This window comes from Pantoea sp. AG1095 (assembly GCF_003208415.1).
GTDB lineage: Bacteria > Pseudomonadota > Gammaproteobacteria > Enterobacterales > Enterobacteriaceae > Pantoea > Pantoea leporis.
Map to the genome: position 1 here is coordinate 243,315 of NZ_QKMJ01000004.1, position 19,181 is coordinate 262,495.

Sequence of the window (19,181 nt, forward strand, 5' to 3'; positions counted from 1 at the left end):
GTTCCCCGTTCTTATAATAAACAACTCAATCACTTGCCTAAAAATTGACAACCTTAAGTGAGAGGGTGGGACTGGGAAGGAGTTCAACTGTTGCTAAGTTTAAAGTATGTTATATTGTAACAAAATCAGGAGGTGACGCTTTTCATGAACATCAAAATCCAGCAATCCGATCCTCTCTCATCAGAATCCCAATTAATGGTAGAGAAGTTATCAGCCGAACTCGCCGTCATAACCGGCGATAACGGCAAAAGTCATTTCAACGCCCAGGAGCTCAACAATCAGCATTCTTTGTGGGTGCTTGCCAGAGATGAAGCGGGCAATGCCGTGGGCTGCGGAGCATTGAGACCACTTGCAAAACACATTGCTGAAGTAAAACGTATGTACTCCGATCGTAGCGTGCCGGGCGTTGGCGCTGCGCTGCTGGAGTATCTGGAAACACGGGCCAAAAGTATGGGATATCGCGAAATCCGGCTATCGACCCGCGTAATCAATAGCCGTGCCGTGGCTTTTTATCACCGTTGCGGCTACGCGCAAATCCAGAACTACGAACCTTACGTCGGCAGAAACGCATCGATCTGTTTTGCTAAAACGCTGTGAGTTTGACAACCTACTAATGGTAAGTTACTACTAGTAGTTTACCCATCACGGAGGTTGTCGCTATGCATGCTCTGATCGTTACTGCTCATCCGGACCAACATTCACACACGCACCACATCGTCTCGCAGGTGGCACAAGGAATTGCTGCTGGTGGCCACAGCTATGAAATTGCCGATCTGGCGGCGGAGCAGTTCGATCCGCGCTTCAATCAGGCCGATTTCGATCAGTTCAAAAGTGGTGCGCCATCGCCGACAGATGTGTTGGCGGAACAGCAACGTCTGGATCGCGCCGATGCATTGATTCTGGTTTATCCCATCTATTGGTGGTCGTTTCCGGCGCAGCTGAAAGGCTGGATCGATCGCGTTTTCACTCAAGGTTGGGCGTACGATGATGATGGCCAAACTGTGGTGAAAAAGCTCGGCCATTTGCAGGTGCATTTGCTGGCGCTGGGCGCGGCGAGCCAGCGCACCTATGTGCGTCGGGGCTATTTCAGCAGCATGCGCACGCAGATCGATGAGGGGATTTTTGGCTATTGCGGCGCGCCGGTGGTGACCAGCGAATTGCTGCTGCCAACCGATGAACATTATCCCGACGCGCATTACACGCTGGCAAACCAACTCGGACAGCGACTTTTTAACGTGAAGGAAATGGCATGAATCAACACACTCGCCAGCGCATGTCGCATCAGGCACGTCGTCAGCAACTGATTGGCGTGGCGTGGAACCTGGTGCGCGAGCAGGGCAGCGATGCGCTGACGTTAGGACGCGTGGCGGAAGAAGCGGGCGTCAGTAAACCGGTGGTCTACGATCATTTTGGCACGCGCCACGGTCTGCTCGCGGCGCTGTATGAAGATTTTGATCTGCGCCAGAACGCGATTATCGAGGCGGCGATGCATGCTGCCGGTGCCAGCCTTGCCGAGCGGGCTAATGTGGTGGCGTCGAGTTACGTCGATTGCGTGTTAACGCAGGGACGTGAAATTCCAGATGTGCTGTCGGCGCTCGATAGCACGCCGGAACTGGCGGAAGTGAAACGTAAATATCAGCTCGATTTCATTGAAAAATTCCGCAGCTGGTTTGCGGAGGCAACGTTGCCGCAAGCCAGCATGTGGGGAATGTTAGGCGCCGCCGATGCGATTTCCCATGCGGTGGTGTGCGGTGACATCAGCCAGCAGCAAGGATTAGCCGAACTTCAGGCGCTGATTCTGGCGCTGGTGGAACGTCACCAGTAACCTTTTATCCAGCCAACAGGAACAACAGATGTCATTACGCGAGATTGATAGCGATTGCTGGCAACAACTGGAAACCGGCGCAAGCGATCCCGATGCCGGTTTTCACTTCTTAACGCTCGCGTCGGTTGATCAACAGGGCAAGCCGCAGGCAAGGACGCTGGTGCTGCGCGCGGTTGACCGCGTCAAACGCACGCTGGAGTTGCACACCGATATGCGTAGCCCGAAATGGCAGGCGCTGGCGGTTAATCCAGACGTTACGGTTCTGGGATACAGCGCAAAAACGCAACTGCGGTTGCAGGGAAAGGTCGAGCTGCACGCCGCGCACAGCGCAGTAGCTGAAGCGGCGTGGCAACGATTATCGCGCCGGACGCAGCAAACCTATGCTGGCGCTGCGCCGGGAAGTGACATTGACCACCAATCCAATCATGTCGCTAACGCCGAGGATAATTTTGGCGTGTTGCTAATCCGAATTACCCAACTGGATTGGTGCCTGCTGGCGCGGGAAGATAATCAAAGAGCGTTGCTGAATTACACCGACGACGGCGCGCTAGTCAGCAGCAAAAGGGTGCATCCGTAGCTATGGCGTGCATTGTTGCGGCGCCTTGCGACGAACGTTAAACAGCAGAAAACTTGCCAGCGCCAATCCCCAAACGCCCGCCGCGCCATACAACAGCACGTCGGAAAAACCGTCGGTGAGCACCTGCGCGGCAATATCGTGGTTCAATGAAACCTCGCCGCCGCCGGCGATGCGCTCGGCCAGCGTATGCAAATCACTTTGTCCCGGCATAATGCGTTGCAAACTCGCCGCAATGCCCGCCACCAGCAAACTGCCCATCAGCGCGATATTGATGGCAAGCGTAATCAGGCGCGCGCTGATATCAATCCCCGACGCCATGCCAACGCGATTACCCGGCACCGATCCGGTTGTGGTGTTGGTCACTGGCGTGTTGGTCAATCCGAGCGCCATTCCAGCGAGCAGCGCGCCCGGCAGTAAACTCATCTGCTGCGCCACGGCGAACTTCATCAACATGAAGCCCGCGCCAATGGTGCATAATCCCAGCGGAATCATGCGCGCCGCGCCAAAGCGCACCACCAGTTTCTCGCCCAGCGGCGGCATCAGTAAGGTTGGTAAAGTGTAAGCCAGCAGCGCCAAACCGGTTGCCATGCTGCTGTAGCCAAGGCCGCTTTGATAATAGACCGGCAAATAAATCATCAGCGGCCAGAAGCTGAAGTTCATGCCAATCGAGCCCATCAATGCCCCGGAAAAGGCGCGGATACGGAACACGGAGAAATCAAACATCGGATGTGGATGGCGCTTCTCAATCCATACAAACAGCAGCGCGCTCAGTAGTGTAACCAGCAAAATCAGTTGTGCCGCGACGCTGTTCCAGCCGAGGCTGCCGCCCTGCGTAATGAGATAGGTGGCACCGACCACGCTGAGCGATAAGGTAATCAGGCCGCTGAGATCGAGCTTTTGGGCTTCAGCATCGCGCGATTCGACCACATTTTTCAGCGCGAGGATCAGCGTCAGCAACGCGATAAATCCGTGTACCAGAAACACCCATTGCCAGCTAAACCAGGCAACTAGCATGCCGCCGATGATGGGTCCGAATCCCAGCCCAAAGCCAAAGGTAATGCCCCACGCGGCGAACGCACGGCTACGCGCTTTGCCCTGCGGAAACTGGAACGACAGAATCGCAATCAGGCAGGTTAACATCGCGCCACCGCTTAATCCTTGCAGCAAACGTCCGACAATCAGCCACAGCGCATTGCCCGCCAGTCCGCACACCACCGATGTCACGCCGAAGGAGATGATGCTGATGATGAAGATGCGCTTGCGTCCATAAGTGTCGGCCAACGTGCCGGTGGCCATTAGCACTGCGGTGCAGGCCAGCGTATAGGCGTTCATGATCCACTGCAGTTCGCGGAAGCTAGCGTGCATCTCCCTTTCCAGCACCGGTAAAATCACCGGTACGCTGGATATCTCCAGTCCCGACATCAATGCGGCCAGACAAACCGCCATCAGCGCCAACATGTTCTTCATATTCAATCCCTGCGATACGTTAAGAGCGTGCCAGCATGAAAGATTGGCGTGCGAGTGGAAATCTGCCTGCATGCCATATATCGTCAAGATCGTGCCAATTTCTCCGGTGACCCTTAAATGCAAATGATTGCTCCGCTTCATGGCCGTTCGCCTGCACCGTTCAACCGCCGACTGGTTTTGCTGGCGTATGAATGTCTGTGTACCTTTGAGTTCGGCATCGCCGTTGAGGCTTTCGGGCGCGCTGACGAGGTGTTCGGCCAGCCTTTGTATGATTTGAACGTCGCGTCGGTGGAAGAGGGCGTATTCGGCGCGCAAGGTGGCGTGCGGCTGGTGGTCGACGGCGGACTTGAGCTGCTGGAAGAGGCGGGCACCATCGTAATTCCCGGCTGGCGCAGCGTACATGAACCGGCATCGGATCAGCTTATCGCCGCGTTACAAAAAGCCCATCGCAACGGCACGCGTATTGTTTCGATCTGTGCAGGCAGTTTCGTGTTGGGCGCTGCCGGGTTGCTGAATGGTAAGCGCGCGACCGCACACTGGAACAGCACCGAGATTCTGGCGCAACGCTTCCCGCAGGTGCAGGTTGAGCACGGCATGATTTATGTTGATGAGGGCAGCATCATTACGTCAGCGGGTGGCGCAGCGGGCGTGGATTTGTGCCTGCATCTGATCCGCCGTGATTATGGTATTGAAGTGGCAAACCGCACCGCGCGTCGCATGGTGACGCCGCCGCTGCGCGAAGGCAATCAGGCGCAGTTGGTTCAGCAGCCGGTGCCGCAGCGTGCGGCAAAAAATCTTTCGCCGTTACTTGATGATTTGCGTAATCACCTCAATACGCCATTGGTTATTGATCAACTCGCCAGGCAAGCTGGCATGAGCCGCCGCACCTTTTTACGCCGTTTCCATGACCCTACCGGCACCACGCCGGGAGAATGGATGTTGAGCGTGCGGCTGGAAAAAGCTTGCGCACTGCTGGAGAGCGGCAAGCTGAGCATTGATCAGGTTGCTGAACAGGCGGGATTTGGATCGCCAGAAACACTACGTCATCACTTCAGACAGCGGCTCAACACTACGCCGACCAACTGGCGCAAGTCATTTAGTGACAGAGGGATAACACAATAGATTCCGTGGGTCGCCATTTAAGGCGACCGTTTTAAATTTAATTCCCGCGATAAGTCGAATAACCAAACGGGCTCAATAGCAGCGGAATATGGTAGTGCTCGCCGTTGCTTTCCATATTGAACTCGACCGGAATTTCCGGGAAGAAGGTTTTCTGGTTGTTCATTTTGTAATAGTCACCGGTTTTAAACACCACGCGATAGCTGCCTGCGCTGGCGGTTTTATCTTCCGGGAATAGCGCGCTAATTCTGCCGTTGCTGTCGGTTTTGCCGCTGGCTAATTTCACCCAGTTATTGTTCTGTTTCTGGTCGAGTTCAACCTCAATACCCGCTGTCGGCGAGCCTGTTTGCAGGTTTAAAACATGTACGCTGAGCGGATTTTTTGGTGCTGCCGGTTGTGCTGCTCCCGCTGACAGGCTGGTCGCAATCAGGATGGCGCTGGCTGAGGTAAAGAGAGTTTTCATTAAAACATCCTTTTTAAGCAGGTGAATGTGCTGCAATCCTGGATGCTTCGACAACAAAATCATAATTGATAAGACTAAATGTGAAATTTCTGAGATCTGACGAGCAATCTACCAAGTGCTGACATCTTAGCGGGCATTGATGCAAACCTGGTTGCCATGAAGGGCGAGCATACGGAATGCAGGTGATTGTTGTTGTCACTCCCTCAGTACGAATGGCGGTTAATTTAATTACCAGCGAGCGACAACTAGGCTAATCCACCTCCGATTATTCTGAGTCATCTGTCAGAATTCTTCTCTAAAAGTTGTACCAGCTTAAGTAACATGTACATATATAATTTTGAGTCAGGCATTTATTATTAGCTTGCAAATGTAATTTTGTGGTGAATAAGCGAAGGGTAAAGCCTGGATAAGCGAAGCGGTAAATAAATTGAAGTTGATCAAGAAATAATCGATTATACCGATTTTTAGCTGGAAATAACCCTCCTGACATGGATAAATCTGTATTTAAGCGAAGCGTAAATACAGTATCAGGAGAGTGTTGTGCAGAAGTAAAATGATGTTAGATGATTATTCTTTTGGGAAGAATGTTATTTGCGTCGGCTGATTTTCCCTCCTTTTCTTCCTGCTTCAATGGCGCGCTCCGGGTCGTTTTTGAAGTTACCGCTGCTAGCCTGACCGCCTTTGCGCCCGGCTTCAGCCGCGCGTTCCTTGTTCTCTGCGAAGTTGCCTGCACCACCACGACGTTGCGGCTTTTTTTCTTCCTCATCGGGTAGCTTCTTAGCGTCCGTCATTGGTTCTCCTCTTTTTTAAATACCAACATGATGCAAAATAAATGTAGTGCCATTTTTTCCAGTTTCAAGCCTGGGTTTCTCTTAAGTCTTAATTCTAAGAGGCTTGCTTATGTTACTTCCAGTTAAATTTTCACTTCTCTCTAAATGTAACTACCATTAGTTACTTGCTTAAGATTTTTAACATTAAAAAGAAAGCTTCTCTAGCCAGATAATAAGCGAAGCGGTAAGCACATTTACTTATAACCTCAATCGCAATTCTTGCGCACATTACTTGCAGCTTGACGCTTGCTTGCTACGTTTAATTAATCTTCTTGTTTAGCCTAAATTAACGCTTCGCTTATTTTGCTCAATTAGCCTAAATGAGCTGATGTCATACCCATCAGGCAGCTAACTGTCGATGTTCTTCTCACTACCGGAGCAAATTGATGACCAAGGAATTTGTATATCTGGATTGGCTGCGCGATGCACATGCGATGGAAAAACATGCAGAGCCTTTGCTGCAGGCAGCTACGCTGCGGCTGGAGGAGTTCCCGCTGTTGCAGGCACGTATGAAGCAATATGCACAACAAACCGCTGAACAGCAGCAGTGGGTGAAAGACGTTTTGAAACGCTACGACAGTAACTGGTCAGCGCTTAAAGACGCGTTAGGACGATTGTCGATCGTTGGGCAAGCTGCGAGCGATATGTTGCGCAATGAAGAGGGCGTGCGCATTGCGGTGAGTAGCTACGTGTTCTGTAACTATAAAGTGGCAACCTACACCGCATTACTGGCCGCAGCGCAGCAGGCGGCGGACAGCAAAGGCATTAAGACTTTCCAGCTGATCCTGCAACATGAAATCCAGATGGCAGATTGGCTTCTTCATCAGTTGCCGGACGTGGCGAATGAGGCCATTTTGCATAGCGCGGTAGCCACAGTCTGACGGATAACTATAAGCGGTCGGCAGCCTTGCTCTGCTGACCGCTCAATTTGGCTTGAATGTTAAATGCTACAGAGAAACTAACTGTTTTCCCTTAGTCAAATTGCTGCAACTAATAAAATCAGGATCATTCTTTGCTATTTGTTAGCCTGGCGAGAACCTTTATTCTAAATTAAGTAAAAAAACCAGGCTTAGAATTTTATGTTATTCCCTATCAGTAAATGGAACTGATCAATGAAATCGATTTCAGCAAAATAACACTCCGCGTCTGATATTTGAAATGTGACCCTATCAATCATCGTCTCTAATGTTAATGAAATTGCTGACGATAACAGCAGAGATGCTGCTGATTAACGCCCGTAGCCTCTTCTGCTTTTTAAAACAACATTATTGTCTTCACTACTTTTCAATCAAAATCATTGAGGTTTCTAAATGGACGTAGTTCAAAGATTTTCACGTAATGTAAAGTTGCGAACCAAACTTACAATATCCTCTATGCTCAATATCGCGATGCTACTTTTAGTGGCGTTACTCGGATTAAATTCGCTGTTCTTAGCTGAAACCGGCGTTAACGGCATGATGAAAGACGATTATCCCACTATTGCATTGGGCAACCGATTAATTGATGAGATCAACGTAACGGTGCAGCAGCAGGCGCTGCTGCTGAGCCCGATTGATGCGCAACGCCAGACAACGATTCAGAGCAATCTTCAGGATGCCTCGAAGAAAATTACCGAAACCTATAAGCAGTTAAATAAGCTGGCTACCGATGATGAATCAATCGCATTTCTCAAGCGTGTGGAAGTGAAGCGATCTGAATTCCTTAAAGAGCGAAATGTATTCTTCGATTTAGTGAATAGTGATGTAACGAAAGCAGTGAATTTCTATTTTTCTACGCTTGCATTAGCGCAAAGAAATTATATCGATGAGGTTGAGGGGTTTATTACCCTGCAAGAGCAGCAAATGGATGGCTCCTATAATAATTTTATGGCGTCATACGGCAAAACTAAAATTTCCATGCTGATTATTTTTGTAGTGGCTATTTTACTTTCAGCATTTATTGGCTGGATTATTATTCGCTCGATTACAGTGCCATTGAAAAAAGTGATCGCCTTTCTTGGCCGAGTGGCGGATGGCGATCTCAGTTCTGATTTTCATGAACAGCGAAAGGATGAAATGGGGCAGTTAATTAACGCCATCCAGCAGATGCAGGAAAAGATGTCGGATATTGTCAGTCATATTCGCATTAGCGCAGAACAGATTTCCGGCGGCGCCAGCGAAATCATGTCGGGCACCAACGATCTTGCGGCGCGTACGGAAGAGCAGGCCAGCTCGGTAGAGCAAACGGCGGCCTCGGTGGAGGAATTCAGTGCCACCATTAGCAATACGCGTAACAATACCCACGTTGCCGCCGATCTCTCCGCTAAGGCGGAAACCACGGTAGGACGCAATGCCAGCATGATGGACAACGTCGCCAGCAAAATGGCCGAAATCAATGATTCTGCCAGCCACATGGCAGAGATCATCAACCTGATCGATTCCATTGCTTTCCAGACCAACATTCTGGCGCTCAATGCTGCGGTAGAAGCCGCGCGCGCGGGTGAACATGGTCGCGGTTTTGCCGTGGTGGCGCAGGAAGTCCGCGCGCTGGCGCAGAAAACCGCCACCTCATCGCATGAGATCCGTAATTTGATTGAGGAGTCGTCCACGCGTATTGCCGATGGGCGCGATATGGTGACGGATGCCAATAAATTGATGAACGGCATGATGTCGAACGTGGCTGAGATGAAAGAGTTGCTGGTGCAGATCAACCAGGCCAGCAGCGAGCAGGCCGACGGCATCAGCCAAATCAACACCGCGATTAGCCAGATTGATATCACCACGCAGCAGAATGCGTCGCTGGTGGAACAATCGCTGGCGGCGTCGGCGATGCTGAGCGAGCAGGCGGCGAATATGGTGAATAGCGTAAGCGTGTTTACGCTGCGTCAAACCGCTTAATGCGAGTGTGATCCAGAACGGCATGTGCGTTCTGGATCTTTTTTTAAATTGCCGGATATTCGCCGGTACCTTCTGGCCACGGCGTCAACAAATCAAAGCCGGTTTCGGTCACGGCGATGGTGTGTTCCCACTGCGCTGACAGCGAGCGGTCTTTGGTGACCACCGTCCAGCCATCGGACAGTACACTGGTGCCGGCTTTACCCGCGTTGATCATCGGTTCGATAGTGAAAATCATGCCCGCCTGTAACGCCAATCCCGTGCCTGGCGTGCCGTAATGCAGAATCTGCGGATCGCCGTGATACACCTCGCCAACGCCGTGACCGCAATATTCGCGCACCACCGAGAAACCGGCTTTTTCCGCTACCTGCTGAATGGCCGCCCCGATATCGCCTAAGGTCGCGCCCGGTTTTACCACTTTGATACCTGCCACCATCGATTCGTAGGTGATATCCACCAAACGTTTGGCGCGCACCGACGGCTGGCCAACGTAATACATGCGGCTAGTGTCGCCGTACCAGCCATCTTTAATGATGCCGACGTCTATGTTGACGATGTCGCCATCCTTGAGCTTTTTCTCGCCCGGAATGCCGTGGCACACCACGTGATTCACTGACGTACAGGTCGTTTTGCTGTAACCGTGATAGCCAATATTTGCTGGCACCACTTTTAGCTCGTTTACCACGTAATCATGACAAATCGCGTCCAGTTCATCGGTGGTGACGCCCGGTTTAACGTACGGAGTGATGATCTCCAGCACTTTAGCGGCGGCGTGTCCAGCGGCACGCGCCAGTTCGATCTCTTCAGCGGTGTGCAGTTTGATGCTCATTACGCGATTCCCTGCGAGGTGAATAAAGGATGGTCGAGCAGTTGCGCTAAATCCGCGCCGCTGTCGCGTTCAACGCGCATCAGCAAGCGCGTCAATTCCTGATGATTGAGTGACGGATAAATCTCGGCCAGCATGCCGATCTTCATCCAGTGTTCCGCCTGCGCGTTGATGGAACGGCTCATCGCCGTGCTGGCGATGCGCAGATTCTCATGCATTAAGTCAGAGATTTTTACGATGCCCATGGTGCAACCTATATATGAATCGTATGTGATATGTATATAGGTTACCGTTTTAGGCTGGGATATGCAAAAAGGGGGTGAAGCCAATCCATGGCGGACAAAATCCTAAGGCGCCTTACTCAGACTTCGTTGGAGGACGACGACTTATTTTGCCTCCTTTCCGTCCCGCTTCAACGGCGCGTTCAGGATCGTTTCTGAAGTTGCCTCCACTGGCTTTGCCTCCCGCCTTGCCAGCTTCTTTCGCACGTTCTGGATCGTTAGCAAAATTCCCTGCGCCGCCTCTGTAGCTCTGTTTGTTCATAGGAAGACCTCTTATCAATGTTCCGTTAGATTTGAGGACTAGCTAGTCACGCTGCAATTTTAGTTCGCCGTTGCGTTAAAGCCAGGCCGTAAACGCCGATCATTGAAAATGATCATTAAGCGCGAGGAAATTTGTCGAATTAATAGTGACCTTCGTCACAATTTACAATTCCTGACTATACTTCTGCCTTTTGGGTTTCAACCTTTGCGCTACAAGGCGCGTTCAATATGCAGGGAACAGGAATGGACACATCGCAGCAAAACAGTGACGACGATTCAGCGCTAAGTAATCTCACCGTTAAACAGCGCATCTTCTTTGTGGTACTCGTAGCGACAATGGGTGCTCTGGCTTTTGGTTATGACACCGGGATTATCTCGGGTGCCTTGCCGTTTATGACCTTGCCGCCTAATCAGGGCGGTCTTGACCTCACACCGTTCACCGAAGGTTTAGTCACTTCATCCCTGATCTTCGGTGCCGCGCTGGGTGCTTTCCTCAGTGGTTATTTCTCCGATCGCTTTGGCCGACGCATTACGCTGCGTTCTCTGGCGCTAATTTTTGTGCTGGGCGCGATTGGTACCGCGTTAGCGCCAAACCTGCACGTAATGGTGGCGATGCGTTTTCTGCTGGGGATTGCGGTGGGTGGCGGTTCCTCAACCGTACCGGTGTTTATTGCCGAAATTGCCGGGCCAAAACGGCGTGCGCCGCTGGTGAGCCGCAACGAGCTGATGATTGTTTCCGGTCAGCTGCTGGCTTATGTGGTCAGCGCGGTAATGAGTTTCACGCTCAACGATCCGCATCTGTGGCGTTATATGCTGGCGATGGCGATGATTCCTGGCGCGTTGCTGTTTATCGGCACCTTCTTTGTGCCAGCGTCGCCACACTGGATGGTGGCAGAAGGGCGCATCAAAGAAGCGAGCCGTATCCTGCACAAACTGCGTGAAACGCCGCGCGAAGTGAAAAAGGAGATGACGGAGATGCGCCAGCACGCTAAAGCGGCGCGTCAGGGGCCCTCAGCGCGTGAACTGCTGCAAGAGAAATGGATTCTTCGCTTGTTACTGGTGGGCGCGGGGCTCGGCATTGTTATCCAGTTCACCGGCGTGAATGCCTTTATGTACTACACACCCGTGATTCTGAAAACCACCGGCATGGGCACCAACGCCTCGATTGCGGCGACCATCGGTAACGGGATTGTTTCGGTGCTGGCGACCATGGTGGGCATCAAAGCAGTGGGACGTTTTGGTCGTCGTACCATGCTGATGACCGGTTTGTCGGTAGTGATCGCCATGCAGCTGGCACTGGGCTGCGTGCTGCTGTTGATGCCACAGGACATGACGCAAAGCATCTTCGCGCTGGCGGCGATCCTGGTGTTCCTGTTCTTTATGCAGATGTGCATTTCGCCGGTTTACTGGCTGCTGATGTCGGAGCTGTTCCCGATGAAAGTGCGCGGCGTGCTGACCGGCGCTGCGGTTTCGTTCCAGTGGATCTGTAACGCGGCGGTGGCGTTTGCCTTCCCGCCGCTGCTCTCCGCCACCGGCAATGGCGCGTTCTTTATCTTTGCAGCCATCAACGTCGGCTCGCTGATCTTCGTAATCACTATGCTGCCGGAGACCAAAGGCAAATCGCTCGAGCAGATCGAAAATGAGATGCGCGAGCGGTTCAGCGAGCAAGAGCAGGATCAGCAAACCGCGTAGCGGCGCTTGAGAATTCCTGGTCACGGGAGGAAGATACGCATCTTTCACCGGGCCAGGATTTCCCATGTTAATCACCGCCGAGAACACGCGCACCTTCAATACCGACATTCGCCTGGCCTGCACGCTGGCCGCCGTTGCGGGCGCACTTAACACCGCAGCGTTTGAAACGGTCGGCTTCTTCTCGGCGAACATGACCGGCAATGTCTCCTCACTTTCCGACCATCTGGCCAAAGCTAATCTGCACGTCGGCCTGTTTTTTCTGCTCATCGTGCTGCTGTTTATCGCCGGATCTTCCGTCTCAACGCTGATAATCAACTCCGGCAGACGGCGCCAGATTCGCGGCATCTACGCCATCAACATCCTGATTGAAGGCATCGCTTTGCTGCTGCTCGGCGTGATTGAAAGCTGGTTTCGCTTTAGCGGCTCTGGCGTGTTGCTGGTGCTGAGCCTGAGTTTTTTGATGGGATTGCAAAACGCCGTTGTGACGCGCATCTCCAACGCCCGCGTGCGCACCACGCACGTTTCTGGCACCGCGACCGATATCGGCATTGAGCTGGCGATGCTGTTTGATGTGCTGCGCCGCAAAGAATCCCCCAAAGATGCGCCGCTCTACATTGAGCGGCTTAAGCTGCATTTTTACACCGTGCTGGCGTTTTTGGGCGGCGGTGTGTTGGGGATTTGGCTGCTGCAGTGGATGAGTTATCTGTTGCTGATGGTGATCGGTGCGCTGCTCAGCGTGCTGGCTTTAGCGGCACTGAAACGGATCTGATCGGTGAGCAGCTTCACAGTTTTCCGCATCGTTCGCTAAAACTGCTTGCCACTTTTTCCGCGCTGTTAGCATGATAGCGCCCGTTAAGGATTGTTACTGTTCGGCAGGCAAAACCTGAGACGCGCCCTTTTTCAGTTGAAGAGGGCGCGTCTCAGGTTTTTTTTTGCGCGAAATTCAGGGCATGAGTTTAGGGCATTGTTCAGGAGAAAGAGTGATGCAATATCAGGAACTGGCGGATGACATCTTTGCCGGTGTTGGCGGCAAAGAGAACATCATCAGCGTGATGCACTGCGCCACGCGCTTACGCTTCAAACTAAAAAACAGTCAAAAAGCGCAAACTGCGGCGTTAAAAGACAATCCTGGCGTGATCATGGTGGTGGAGAGCGGCGGCCAATATCAGGTGGTGATTGGCAATCAGGTAGCGGAAGTGTATCGCGAACTCACGTCACGTCACGGGCTGGATAATCAGAGCGAGGCCGCAGATAACGCTGCACGGCAAGGCTTATTTGCACGCTTTATCGATCTGGTTTCCGGCATCTTCACCCCCTTTATCGGCGTGATGATCGCCACCGGCATCATCAAAGGGTTGCTGGCGTTGGCGTTGGTGCTCGGCGTGATGAGTGCCGACAGCGGCAGCTACAAAGTGCTGTTTGTTGCCAGCGACGGTTTGTTCTACTTCCTGCCGATTTTGCTCGGCTACAGCGCCGGTAAAAAATTTGGCGGTAATCCGTTTGTCAGCATGGCGATTGCCGCTGCGCTGGTGCATCCAATGATTCTCGAAGTGCTGCAACAGCAGCAGCAGGGCAATGCGCTGACCTTCATCGGCATCCCGCTCGAAGTGCTGAACTACAGCTCGTCGGTGATTCCGATTATTTTCGCGGCCTGGGTTTCCAGCCTGATTGAACGCTGGGTGCATCCGCGTTCGCCCAGCGCGGTGCGTAACTTCACTACGCCGTTGTGCTGCCTGCTGATCACCGTGCCGCTGACGTTTCTGGCGATTGGTCCGGCGGCGACCTGGCTGAGCCGCATGTTGGCCGAAGGTTATCTGTGGATTTACAGCCTGAGCCCCATGATCGCGGGTGCGGTGATGGGCGCGATTTGGCAAGTGTGCGTGATTTTCGGTCTGCACTGGGGTTTAGTGCCGATCATGCTGAACAACCTCGCCAACTTTGGTCACGACACGCTGCTGCCCTTGCTGATGCCTGCGGTGCTGGGCCAGGCGGGCGCCACGCTTGGTATTTTCCTGCGCACCCGCGAAGCGAAACTGAAAGCGATGGCGGGATCAGCCTTTACCGCCAGCATCTTCGGCATCACCGAGCCGGCGGTATATGGCGTGACGCTACCGCGCCGTCGTCCGTTTATCTTCGGCTGCATCGGTGGCGCCCTGGGCGCGGCGATCCTTGGCTTCTGGCACACCACCATTTACTCCTTTGGTTTCCCGAGTGTCTTCACCTTTATTCAGGTGGTGCCAAACAGCGGCATTGATGCCAGCGTGCTGGCGGCATTTGCCGGTGCGGCGGTGGCGCTGATCTTCGCTTGCGTCAGCACCTATCTGTTCGGTCTGACCGAGCCCGCAACCGAAGCGGTTGCGCCGCCGGCAGCGGTTGCTCCGCCCACCAGCCTGACGCGCCGCGAAAGCGTGGTCAGTCCGATGGCGGGCGATGTCATTCCGCTCGATCAGGTTAAAGATGAAACTTTTGCCAGCGGATTGCTCGGTAAAGGCGCGGCGATTATCCCGCAGCGGGGCCGTGTGGTATCGCCGATCGATGGCGTGGTGTCGTCAATGTTTCGCACCGGCCATGCGATTGGCCTGACATCGGCGCAGGGTGCAGAAGTGTTGATCCACGTTGGCCTCGATACCGTGAAGCTCGATGGACACTATTTCTCTCCGAAAGTAGTGAACGATCAGCCGGTCAAGGTGGGCGATTTGCTGCTGGAGTTCGATCTCGATGCGATTAAAGCCGCAGGCTTTGACCTCACTACGCCAGTGCTGGTGAGTAATAGCGATGACTTTGTGGATGTGTTAACCCTGAGCCGCACGGCCGTGAGCGAAGGCGCTCCGTTGTTGGCCGTGCTGAAATAATAGAGGAGCAAACAGATGACTAAACGTTTCCCGGACGGATTTTTATGGGGCGGCGCCGTTGCCGCAAACCAGGTTGAAGGCGCGTATCAGGAAGGTGGCAAAGGTTTATCGACCTCCGACCTGCAACCCAAGGGCATATTTGGTGCACGCGTCGAGCGCAGCGATAACGATTTTGGCATCAAGGATACCGCCATCGATTTCTATAACCGCTTCCCGGAGGACATCAAACTGTTCGCCGAAATGGGCTTTACCGTGCTGCGTACCTCGATTGCCTGGACGCGCATCTTCCCGCAGGGCGATGAAGTGGAACCTAATGAAGCGGGATTAGCCTATTACGATCGCCTGTTCGATGAGATGGCTAAATACAATATCACGCCGCTGGTGACACTGTCACATTACGAAATGCCGTACGGCTTGATCAAAAAGTACGGTGGCTGGGGCAATCGCATCACCATTGATTGCTTTGAACGCTATGCGCGCGCGGTGTTCACCCGCTTCCAGCACAAGGTGAAGCTGTGGCTGACCTTTAATGAGATCAACATGTCGCTGCACGCGCCGTTCACCGGCGTAGGTCTGGCGGAAGAGAGCGATCAGCAGGCAATCTATCAGGCGATTCATCATCAGCTGGTGGCGAGCGGGCGCGCGGTGAAAGCCTGCCATGAAATCGTTAAGGACGGCAAAATCGGTAACATGCTGCTGGGCGCGCTGCTCTATCCGCTGAGCTGCCGTCCGGCGGACGTGCTGGAGACTCTGCAACAGAACCGCGAATGGCTGTTCTTTGGCGATGTACAGGTGCGCGGCGCGTATCCGGCCTATATGAAGCGCTTCTTCGCCGATCGTAACATCAGCATCGAGATCACCGATGCCGATAAGCGTGACCTGCAAAACACCGTCGATTACATCTCCTTCAGCTACTACATGACCGGCTGCGTCACCACTAACGAAGAGGAGAATCAGAAAGCGCGCGGCAACATTCTCTCGATGGTGCCGAACCCACATCTGCCGAGTTCCGATTGGGGTTGGCAGATCGATCCTGAAGGGCTGCGCATTCTGCTTAACATCCTCTATGACCGCTATCAGAAGCCACTGTTCATCGTGGAAAACGGGCTTGGTGCCAAAGATGTGGTGGAAGCGGACGGGCAAATTAACGACGATTACCGTATCCAATATCTCAACGATCATCTGGTGCAGGTGCGTGAAGCGATTGAAGATGGCGTCGAGGTGTTGGGGTATACCTGCTGGGGACCGATTGATTTGGTCAGCGCGTCAAAAGCCGAGTTCTCCAAGCGTTATGGCTTTATCTACGTGGATCGCGATGATGCGGGCAACGGCACGCTGGCGCGTTCACGTAAGAAGAGTTTCTTCTGGTATCAGGACGTGATTCGTAGCCATGGTGCAGCGTTGAAATAGCCAGTGAATAATTAAGCGCCGCACATATCGTAGCGGCGCAATTTATTGCGCATTGTCGGGATGGGCACGGTGCTGCCATTGAAATGCGCGATAAATTGCGCTGCTACGCAACGTGTGCGATACAAATTTGGTTATGCCTCGTCCGCATCATCCTGCAACGCCAGCGTCTCTTTTCGTACCCGTTCAATATGAATGGTGAGAAACATGCGTTCCTCGCTGGAGAGCTGATACAGGTATTTCTGCTGAATATGCTGGTCAATCTTCACTGCACATTGATAGGCGAGCGGATATTTGTCGCGCACCACATCATGTAAAGATTCATCCTCGCTCCACACGCCGCGTTTGCCCAACATGCGCTGTGCAAAGAACTTCAGATGGTTGACGAAACGGTTGTAGCTCAGGCTCTCTGTGCGGTAATCCAGCTGCAGGCGATACTTCACGATATGCAGGATTTCCTGCATAAATTGCGTGATGTGCGAAACATCGGCGAAATCACTACCAAGCTGCGCATTCACCAGATGCAGCGCGATAAATCCGGCCTCATCTTCCGGCAACGCTACGCCCAGCCGCTGGTTAATCAGTTCCACCGCTTCGATACCCAATGAAAACTCTTTCGGATAGAGCGTTTTGATCTCCCACTTCAACACGTTACGAATCGGGATGCCTTGCTGATGGCGCTCAATCGCAAAATGGCAGTGATCGCACAGTGCGATGGAGAGGCTTTCATGCAGCGGCTGGCCCAGCTGCTGACGTGCGTTGGCAATGATCAGTTCGCTGGTGGTGATCACCTCGAGCGGGATATCCGACAGCAGTTCGCTGAGCCGGCCCGTTAAGGTGTCGCTTTGTAGCGCAAACACTTTTTCGATCTGCTGTGCATCCAGTTCGTCGCCCACGCGCTTCTGAAACGCCAAACCGCGTCCCATCACCACCTGTTCTTTGCCGTTGTCGCCCAGCACCACCGCGACATTATTGTTGAGGATTTTCGCGATTTTCATTTTTATCTGCCCTGAAAATAAAAAACCTGACCCACCGGGAGGACGGCGTGTCAGGTTTTGCCTGCGCTTAACGCAGTAACAATCTCGCCAGATCATAATCGGCTCTGCTTTCCCGACAAGCAGAGCGACAGTTAAATGTGAAACGCATCATATTTCCAGCGCAATTAATCAGATGCGTTGATGGCGCAATTTAATGAATGTAAGGATAGCGTAAGGAAATGATCAGATTTCTATAAAGTTTGCGTTAAGGCTGCCGATAGTACCGTAACGTTAAATTAACAGGAGTTGCGTACATGACTGGGATTTCAACATTAGGCGTCGGTTCAGGACTGGGTTTAAGCACCATTCTCGACAAACTGACCGCGGCAGAAAAACAATCGCTGGCACCGATTTCCAAACAACAATCCGCTGCGACCGCGAAGTTGTCCGCCTACGGCACCCTTAAAACCGCAATTCAGACCTTCCAGACGGCAAACAATAAATTAAACGATGCCGCGCTTTATACTTCGACGACCACAGCATCCAGTTCCAGTGCGTTTAGCGCCGATTCCAACGGCAATGCGCTGGCGGGAAAATACACCATCAGCGTGCAGAAGCTGGCGCAATCCCAGACGCTAACCAGCGAGACAAAAACCGATATCAAAGCGGCGATAGGTAGCGATGCCGCGTCCAGAACCCTGAAATTTGTTAACGCGGAAGGTAAAGAGAAAAGCATTACGCTAACCAAAGATCAGACTTCGCTTTCGGCGATTCGTGACACCATTAACAAATCCGACGTTGGCGTTACTGCAAGCCTGATCAAGGTCTCCGCCACGGAATACCGTTTGTCGCTGACATCATCGGCATCCGGCACCGCCAATGCGGTGAAATCGCTGAGCGTGACCGGCGATGATACCTTGCAGGATTTTATCGGCTTTGATGCATCAGATGCGGCCAGCAGCGGCATGGCGCAAAGCGTCGAGGCGCAGAATGCCAAGCTGACCGTAAACAATGTGGCGATTGAGAGCAGCAGCAACGTTATCACCGACGCGGTGGAAGGCATCACGCTGAAGCTTAACGATGAAACCAGCGGCAACCAAACGCTGACGGTGAGCAGCGATACCAACAAGGCGAAAACCGCCATTACCGATTGGGTGAATGCCTATAACTCGCTGCAGGATACGATGGCGAGTTTGACTAAATACACGCCAGTGGATGCGGGTAAAGATCCGGACGGGAAGAATGGAGCGCTACTCGGTGATGGCACACTGCGTAATATTCAGGTGCAACTGAAAAGTATTCTGGCCAACAGCTCGGGTTCAGGTGTTTATAAAACGCTATCTCAGGCGGGCATTACTACCGATCCCACTAACGGCCAACTTAAGCTGGATGCCACCAAACTGACCACCAGCTTGCAAGTGAAACCAGAAGCGATTCGGGACATGTTTGTCGGTGATGGCAAAAAAACCGGTGTTTCGACGGTGCTGAACACCACATTCACCGCATTTCTCAGCAGTAAAGGTGTGTTGCAGGGCGCGACGGATTCCATCAGTAAAAAACTGAATACGCTAACCGATCAGTACAATACCGCCAGCAAACGTATTGATGACACGATTGCGCGGTATAAAAAGCAGTTCACCAATCTGGATAAGATGGTCAGCGTGCTGAATAACACCAGCAACTATCTCACCGAGCAGTTCAGCAATAGTACAAAGACCAATAAGTAAGCGT

At 52.7% G+C, this 19,181-nt stretch carries 19 protein-coding genes; 12 read left to right on the forward strand and 7 right to left on the reverse strand.

Features of this window, described 5'->3' with window-relative positions; genetic code table 11:
• The first annotated feature begins 144 nt into the window (after positions 1-144).
• The 4 genes from DEU53_RS11545 (at position 145) to DEU53_RS11560 (ending at position 2,402) form a co-directional block, all read left to right on the forward strand.
• Positions 145-597, forward strand: coding sequence for a GNAT family N-acetyltransferase (locus DEU53_RS11545; protein ID WP_110867154.1), 453 nt, complete (start codon positions 145-147; stop codon positions 595-597).
• 62 nt (positions 598-659) lie between these two features.
• On the forward strand, positions 660-1,253 hold the full coding sequence (locus DEU53_RS11550; RefSeq protein WP_101761297.1) for an NAD(P)H-dependent oxidoreductase: 594 nt from the start codon (positions 660-662) through the stop codon (positions 1,251-1,253).
• A complete protein-coding gene (locus tag DEU53_RS11555; RefSeq protein ID WP_110867155.1) occupies positions 1,250-1,825 on the forward strand; it encodes a TetR/AcrR family transcriptional regulator in 576 nt (191 codons plus the stop codon). Before DEU53_RS11550 ends, DEU53_RS11555 begins: the two co-directional genes overlap by 4 nt.
• 28 nt (positions 1,826-1,853) lie before the next feature.
• Positions 1,854-2,402 (forward strand): pyridoxamine 5'-phosphate oxidase family protein, encoded by a 549-nt coding sequence (locus DEU53_RS11560; RefSeq protein WP_110867156.1) that lies wholly within the window; start codon positions 1,854-1,856, stop codon positions 2,400-2,402.
• Here DEU53_RS11560 and DEU53_RS11565 read toward each other — a convergent pair whose 3' ends face one another.
• Positions 2,403-3,869: an MFS transporter gene (locus DEU53_RS11565; RefSeq protein WP_233501734.1), complete on the reverse strand. Its 1,467-nt coding sequence runs from the start codon at positions 3,867-3,869 to the stop codon at positions 2,403-2,405. It abuts the gene before it with no gap.
• A gap of 117 nt (positions 3,870-3,986) precedes the next feature.
• Between DEU53_RS11565 and DEU53_RS11570 the strand changes: the two genes are divergently transcribed.
• Positions 3,987-4,991: a helix-turn-helix domain-containing protein gene (locus DEU53_RS11570; protein ID WP_110867158.1), complete on the forward strand. Its 1,005-nt coding sequence runs from the start codon at positions 3,987-3,989 to the stop codon at positions 4,989-4,991.
• 37 nt (positions 4,992-5,028) lie between these two features.
• Here DEU53_RS11570 and uraH read toward each other — a convergent pair whose 3' ends face one another.
• Positions 5,029-5,451, reverse strand: coding sequence for a hydroxyisourate hydrolase (uraH, locus tag DEU53_RS11575; RefSeq protein WP_110867159.1), 423 nt, complete (start codon positions 5,449-5,451; stop codon positions 5,029-5,031).
• A 587-nt stretch (positions 5,452-6,038) separates the two neighbouring features.
• Positions 6,039-6,242 carry a general stress protein gene (locus DEU53_RS11580; RefSeq protein WP_064740224.1) on the reverse strand — a complete coding sequence of 68 codons (204 nt, stop codon included), beginning with the start codon at positions 6,240-6,242 and terminating at the stop codon, positions 6,039-6,041.
• A 425-nt stretch (positions 6,243-6,667) separates the two neighbouring features.
• Between DEU53_RS11580 and DEU53_RS11585 the strand changes: the two genes are divergently transcribed.
• Positions 6,668-7,162: a DUF892 family protein gene (locus DEU53_RS11585; protein WP_110867160.1), complete on the forward strand. Its 495-nt coding sequence runs from the start codon at positions 6,668-6,670 to the stop codon at positions 7,160-7,162.
• Between the two features lie 429 nt (positions 7,163-7,591).
• Entirely contained in the window at positions 7,592-9,157 is a 1,566-nt protein-coding gene (locus tag DEU53_RS11590) for a methyl-accepting chemotaxis protein (protein WP_110867161.1), read from the forward strand.
• Positions 9,158-9,200: 43 nt separating this feature from the next.
• On the opposite strand, the gene map is transcribed toward DEU53_RS11590, so the two are convergent.
• The 3 genes from map to DEU53_RS11605 form a co-directional block, all read right to left on the reverse strand.
• Positions 9,201-9,983, reverse strand: coding sequence for a type I methionyl aminopeptidase (map, locus tag DEU53_RS11595; protein WP_110867162.1), 783 nt, complete (start codon positions 9,981-9,983; stop codon positions 9,201-9,203).
• On the reverse strand, positions 9,983-10,225 hold the full coding sequence (locus DEU53_RS11600; protein WP_008106304.1) for a ParD-like family protein: 243 nt from the start codon (positions 10,223-10,225) through the stop codon (positions 9,983-9,985). The genes map and DEU53_RS11600 overlap by 1 nt, the downstream gene beginning before the upstream one ends.
• A 112-nt stretch (positions 10,226-10,337) precedes the next feature.
• Positions 10,338-10,523: a general stress protein gene (locus DEU53_RS11605; protein WP_101761305.1), complete on the reverse strand. Its 186-nt coding sequence runs from the start codon at positions 10,521-10,523 to the stop codon at positions 10,338-10,340.
• A 242-nt stretch (positions 10,524-10,765) separates the two neighbouring features.
• Here DEU53_RS11605 and DEU53_RS11610 point away from each other — a divergent pair, with 242 nt between their 5' ends.
• The 4 genes from DEU53_RS11610 (at position 10,766) to DEU53_RS11625 (ending at position 16,476) form a co-directional block, all read left to right on the forward strand.
• Positions 10,766-12,214, forward strand: coding sequence for a sugar porter family MFS transporter (locus DEU53_RS11610; RefSeq protein WP_101761306.1), 1,449 nt, complete (start codon positions 10,766-10,768; stop codon positions 12,212-12,214).
• Positions 12,215-12,278: 64 nt separating this feature from the next.
• On the forward strand, positions 12,279-12,983 hold the full coding sequence (locus DEU53_RS11615; RefSeq protein ID WP_110867163.1) for a YoaK family protein: 705 nt from the start codon (positions 12,279-12,281) through the stop codon (positions 12,981-12,983).
• Between the two features lie 214 nt (positions 12,984-13,197).
• Positions 13,198-15,066 (forward strand): PTS beta-glucoside transporter subunit IIABC, encoded by a 1,869-nt coding sequence (gene bglF / locus DEU53_RS11620; RefSeq protein ID WP_110867164.1) that lies wholly within the window; start codon positions 13,198-13,200, stop codon positions 15,064-15,066.
• A 15-nt stretch (positions 15,067-15,081) separates the two neighbouring features.
• Entirely contained in the window at positions 15,082-16,476 is a 1,395-nt protein-coding gene (locus tag DEU53_RS11625; protein ID WP_110867165.1) for a glycoside hydrolase family 1 protein, read from the forward strand.
• A 131-nt stretch (positions 16,477-16,607) separates the two neighbouring features.
• Here the strand turns inward: DEU53_RS11625 and licT are convergent, their stop codons facing one another.
• Entirely contained in the window at positions 16,608-17,471 is an 864-nt protein-coding gene (gene licT / locus DEU53_RS11630) for a BglG family transcription antiterminator LicT (protein WP_110867166.1), read from the reverse strand.
• 293 nt (positions 17,472-17,764) lie between these two features.
• Here licT and fliD point away from each other — a divergent pair, with 293 nt between their 5' ends.
• Positions 17,765-19,177 carry a flagellar filament capping protein FliD gene (fliD, locus tag DEU53_RS11635; protein ID WP_110867167.1) on the forward strand — a complete coding sequence of 471 codons (1,413 nt, stop codon included), beginning with the start codon at positions 17,765-17,767 and terminating at the stop codon, positions 19,175-19,177.
• The last annotated feature ends 4 nt before the right edge of the window (positions 19,178-19,181 follow it).

What these genes read in the sequence shown, in the direction of transcription:
- DEU53_RS11610 (WP_101761306.1), top strand. Translation starts at nt 10,766, where the DNA reads ATGGACACATCGCAGCAAAACAGTGACGACGATTCAGCGCTAAGTAAT.
- DEU53_RS11580 (WP_064740224.1), bottom strand. Translation starts at nt 6,242, where the DNA reads ATGACGGACGCTAAGAAGCTACCCGATGAGGAAGAAAAAAAGCCGCAA.
- fliD (WP_110867167.1), top strand. Translation starts at nt 17,765, where the DNA reads ATGACTGGGATTTCAACATTAGGCGTCGGTTCAGGACTGGGTTTAAGC.
- bglF (WP_110867164.1), top strand. Translation starts at nt 13,198, where the DNA reads ATGCAATATCAGGAACTGGCGGATGACATCTTTGCCGGTGTTGGCGGC.
- map (WP_110867162.1), bottom strand. Translation starts at nt 9,983, where the DNA reads ATGAGCATCAAACTGCACACCGCTGAAGAGATCGAACTGGCGCGTGCC.
- DEU53_RS11570 (WP_110867158.1), top strand. Translation starts at nt 3,987, where the DNA reads ATGCAAATGATTGCTCCGCTTCATGGCCGTTCGCCTGCACCGTTCAAC.
- DEU53_RS11600 (WP_008106304.1), bottom strand. Translation starts at nt 10,225, where the DNA reads ATGGGCATCGTAAAAATCTCTGACTTAATGCATGAGAATCTGCGCATC.
- DEU53_RS11585 (WP_110867160.1), top strand. Translation starts at nt 6,668, where the DNA reads ATGACCAAGGAATTTGTATATCTGGATTGGCTGCGCGATGCACATGCG.
- DEU53_RS11615 (WP_110867163.1), top strand. Translation starts at nt 12,279, where the DNA reads ATGTTAATCACCGCCGAGAACACGCGCACCTTCAATACCGACATTCGC.
- DEU53_RS11555 (WP_110867155.1), top strand. Translation starts at nt 1,250, where the DNA reads ATGAATCAACACACTCGCCAGCGCATGTCGCATCAGGCACGTCGTCAG.
- licT (WP_110867166.1), bottom strand. Translation starts at nt 17,471, where the DNA reads ATGAAAATCGCGAAAATCCTCAACAATAATGTCGCGGTGGTGCTGGGC.
- DEU53_RS11625 (WP_110867165.1), top strand. Translation starts at nt 15,082, where the DNA reads ATGACTAAACGTTTCCCGGACGGATTTTTATGGGGCGGCGCCGTTGCC.
- DEU53_RS11550 (WP_101761297.1), top strand. Translation starts at nt 660, where the DNA reads ATGCATGCTCTGATCGTTACTGCTCATCCGGACCAACATTCACACACG.
- DEU53_RS11560 (WP_110867156.1), top strand. Translation starts at nt 1,854, where the DNA reads ATGTCATTACGCGAGATTGATAGCGATTGCTGGCAACAACTGGAAACC.
- DEU53_RS11590 (WP_110867161.1), top strand. Translation starts at nt 7,592, where the DNA reads ATGGACGTAGTTCAAAGATTTTCACGTAATGTAAAGTTGCGAACCAAA.
- DEU53_RS11605 (WP_101761305.1), bottom strand. Translation starts at nt 10,523, where the DNA reads ATGAACAAACAGAGCTACAGAGGCGGCGCAGGGAATTTTGCTAACGAT.
- DEU53_RS11545 (WP_110867154.1), top strand. Translation starts at nt 145, where the DNA reads ATGAACATCAAAATCCAGCAATCCGATCCTCTCTCATCAGAATCCCAA.
- DEU53_RS11565 (WP_233501734.1), bottom strand. Translation starts at nt 3,869, where the DNA reads ATGAAGAACATGTTGGCGCTGATGGCGGTTTGTCTGGCCGCATTGATG.
- uraH (WP_110867159.1), bottom strand. Translation starts at nt 5,451, where the DNA reads ATGAAAACTCTCTTTACCTCAGCCAGCGCCATCCTGATTGCGACCAGC.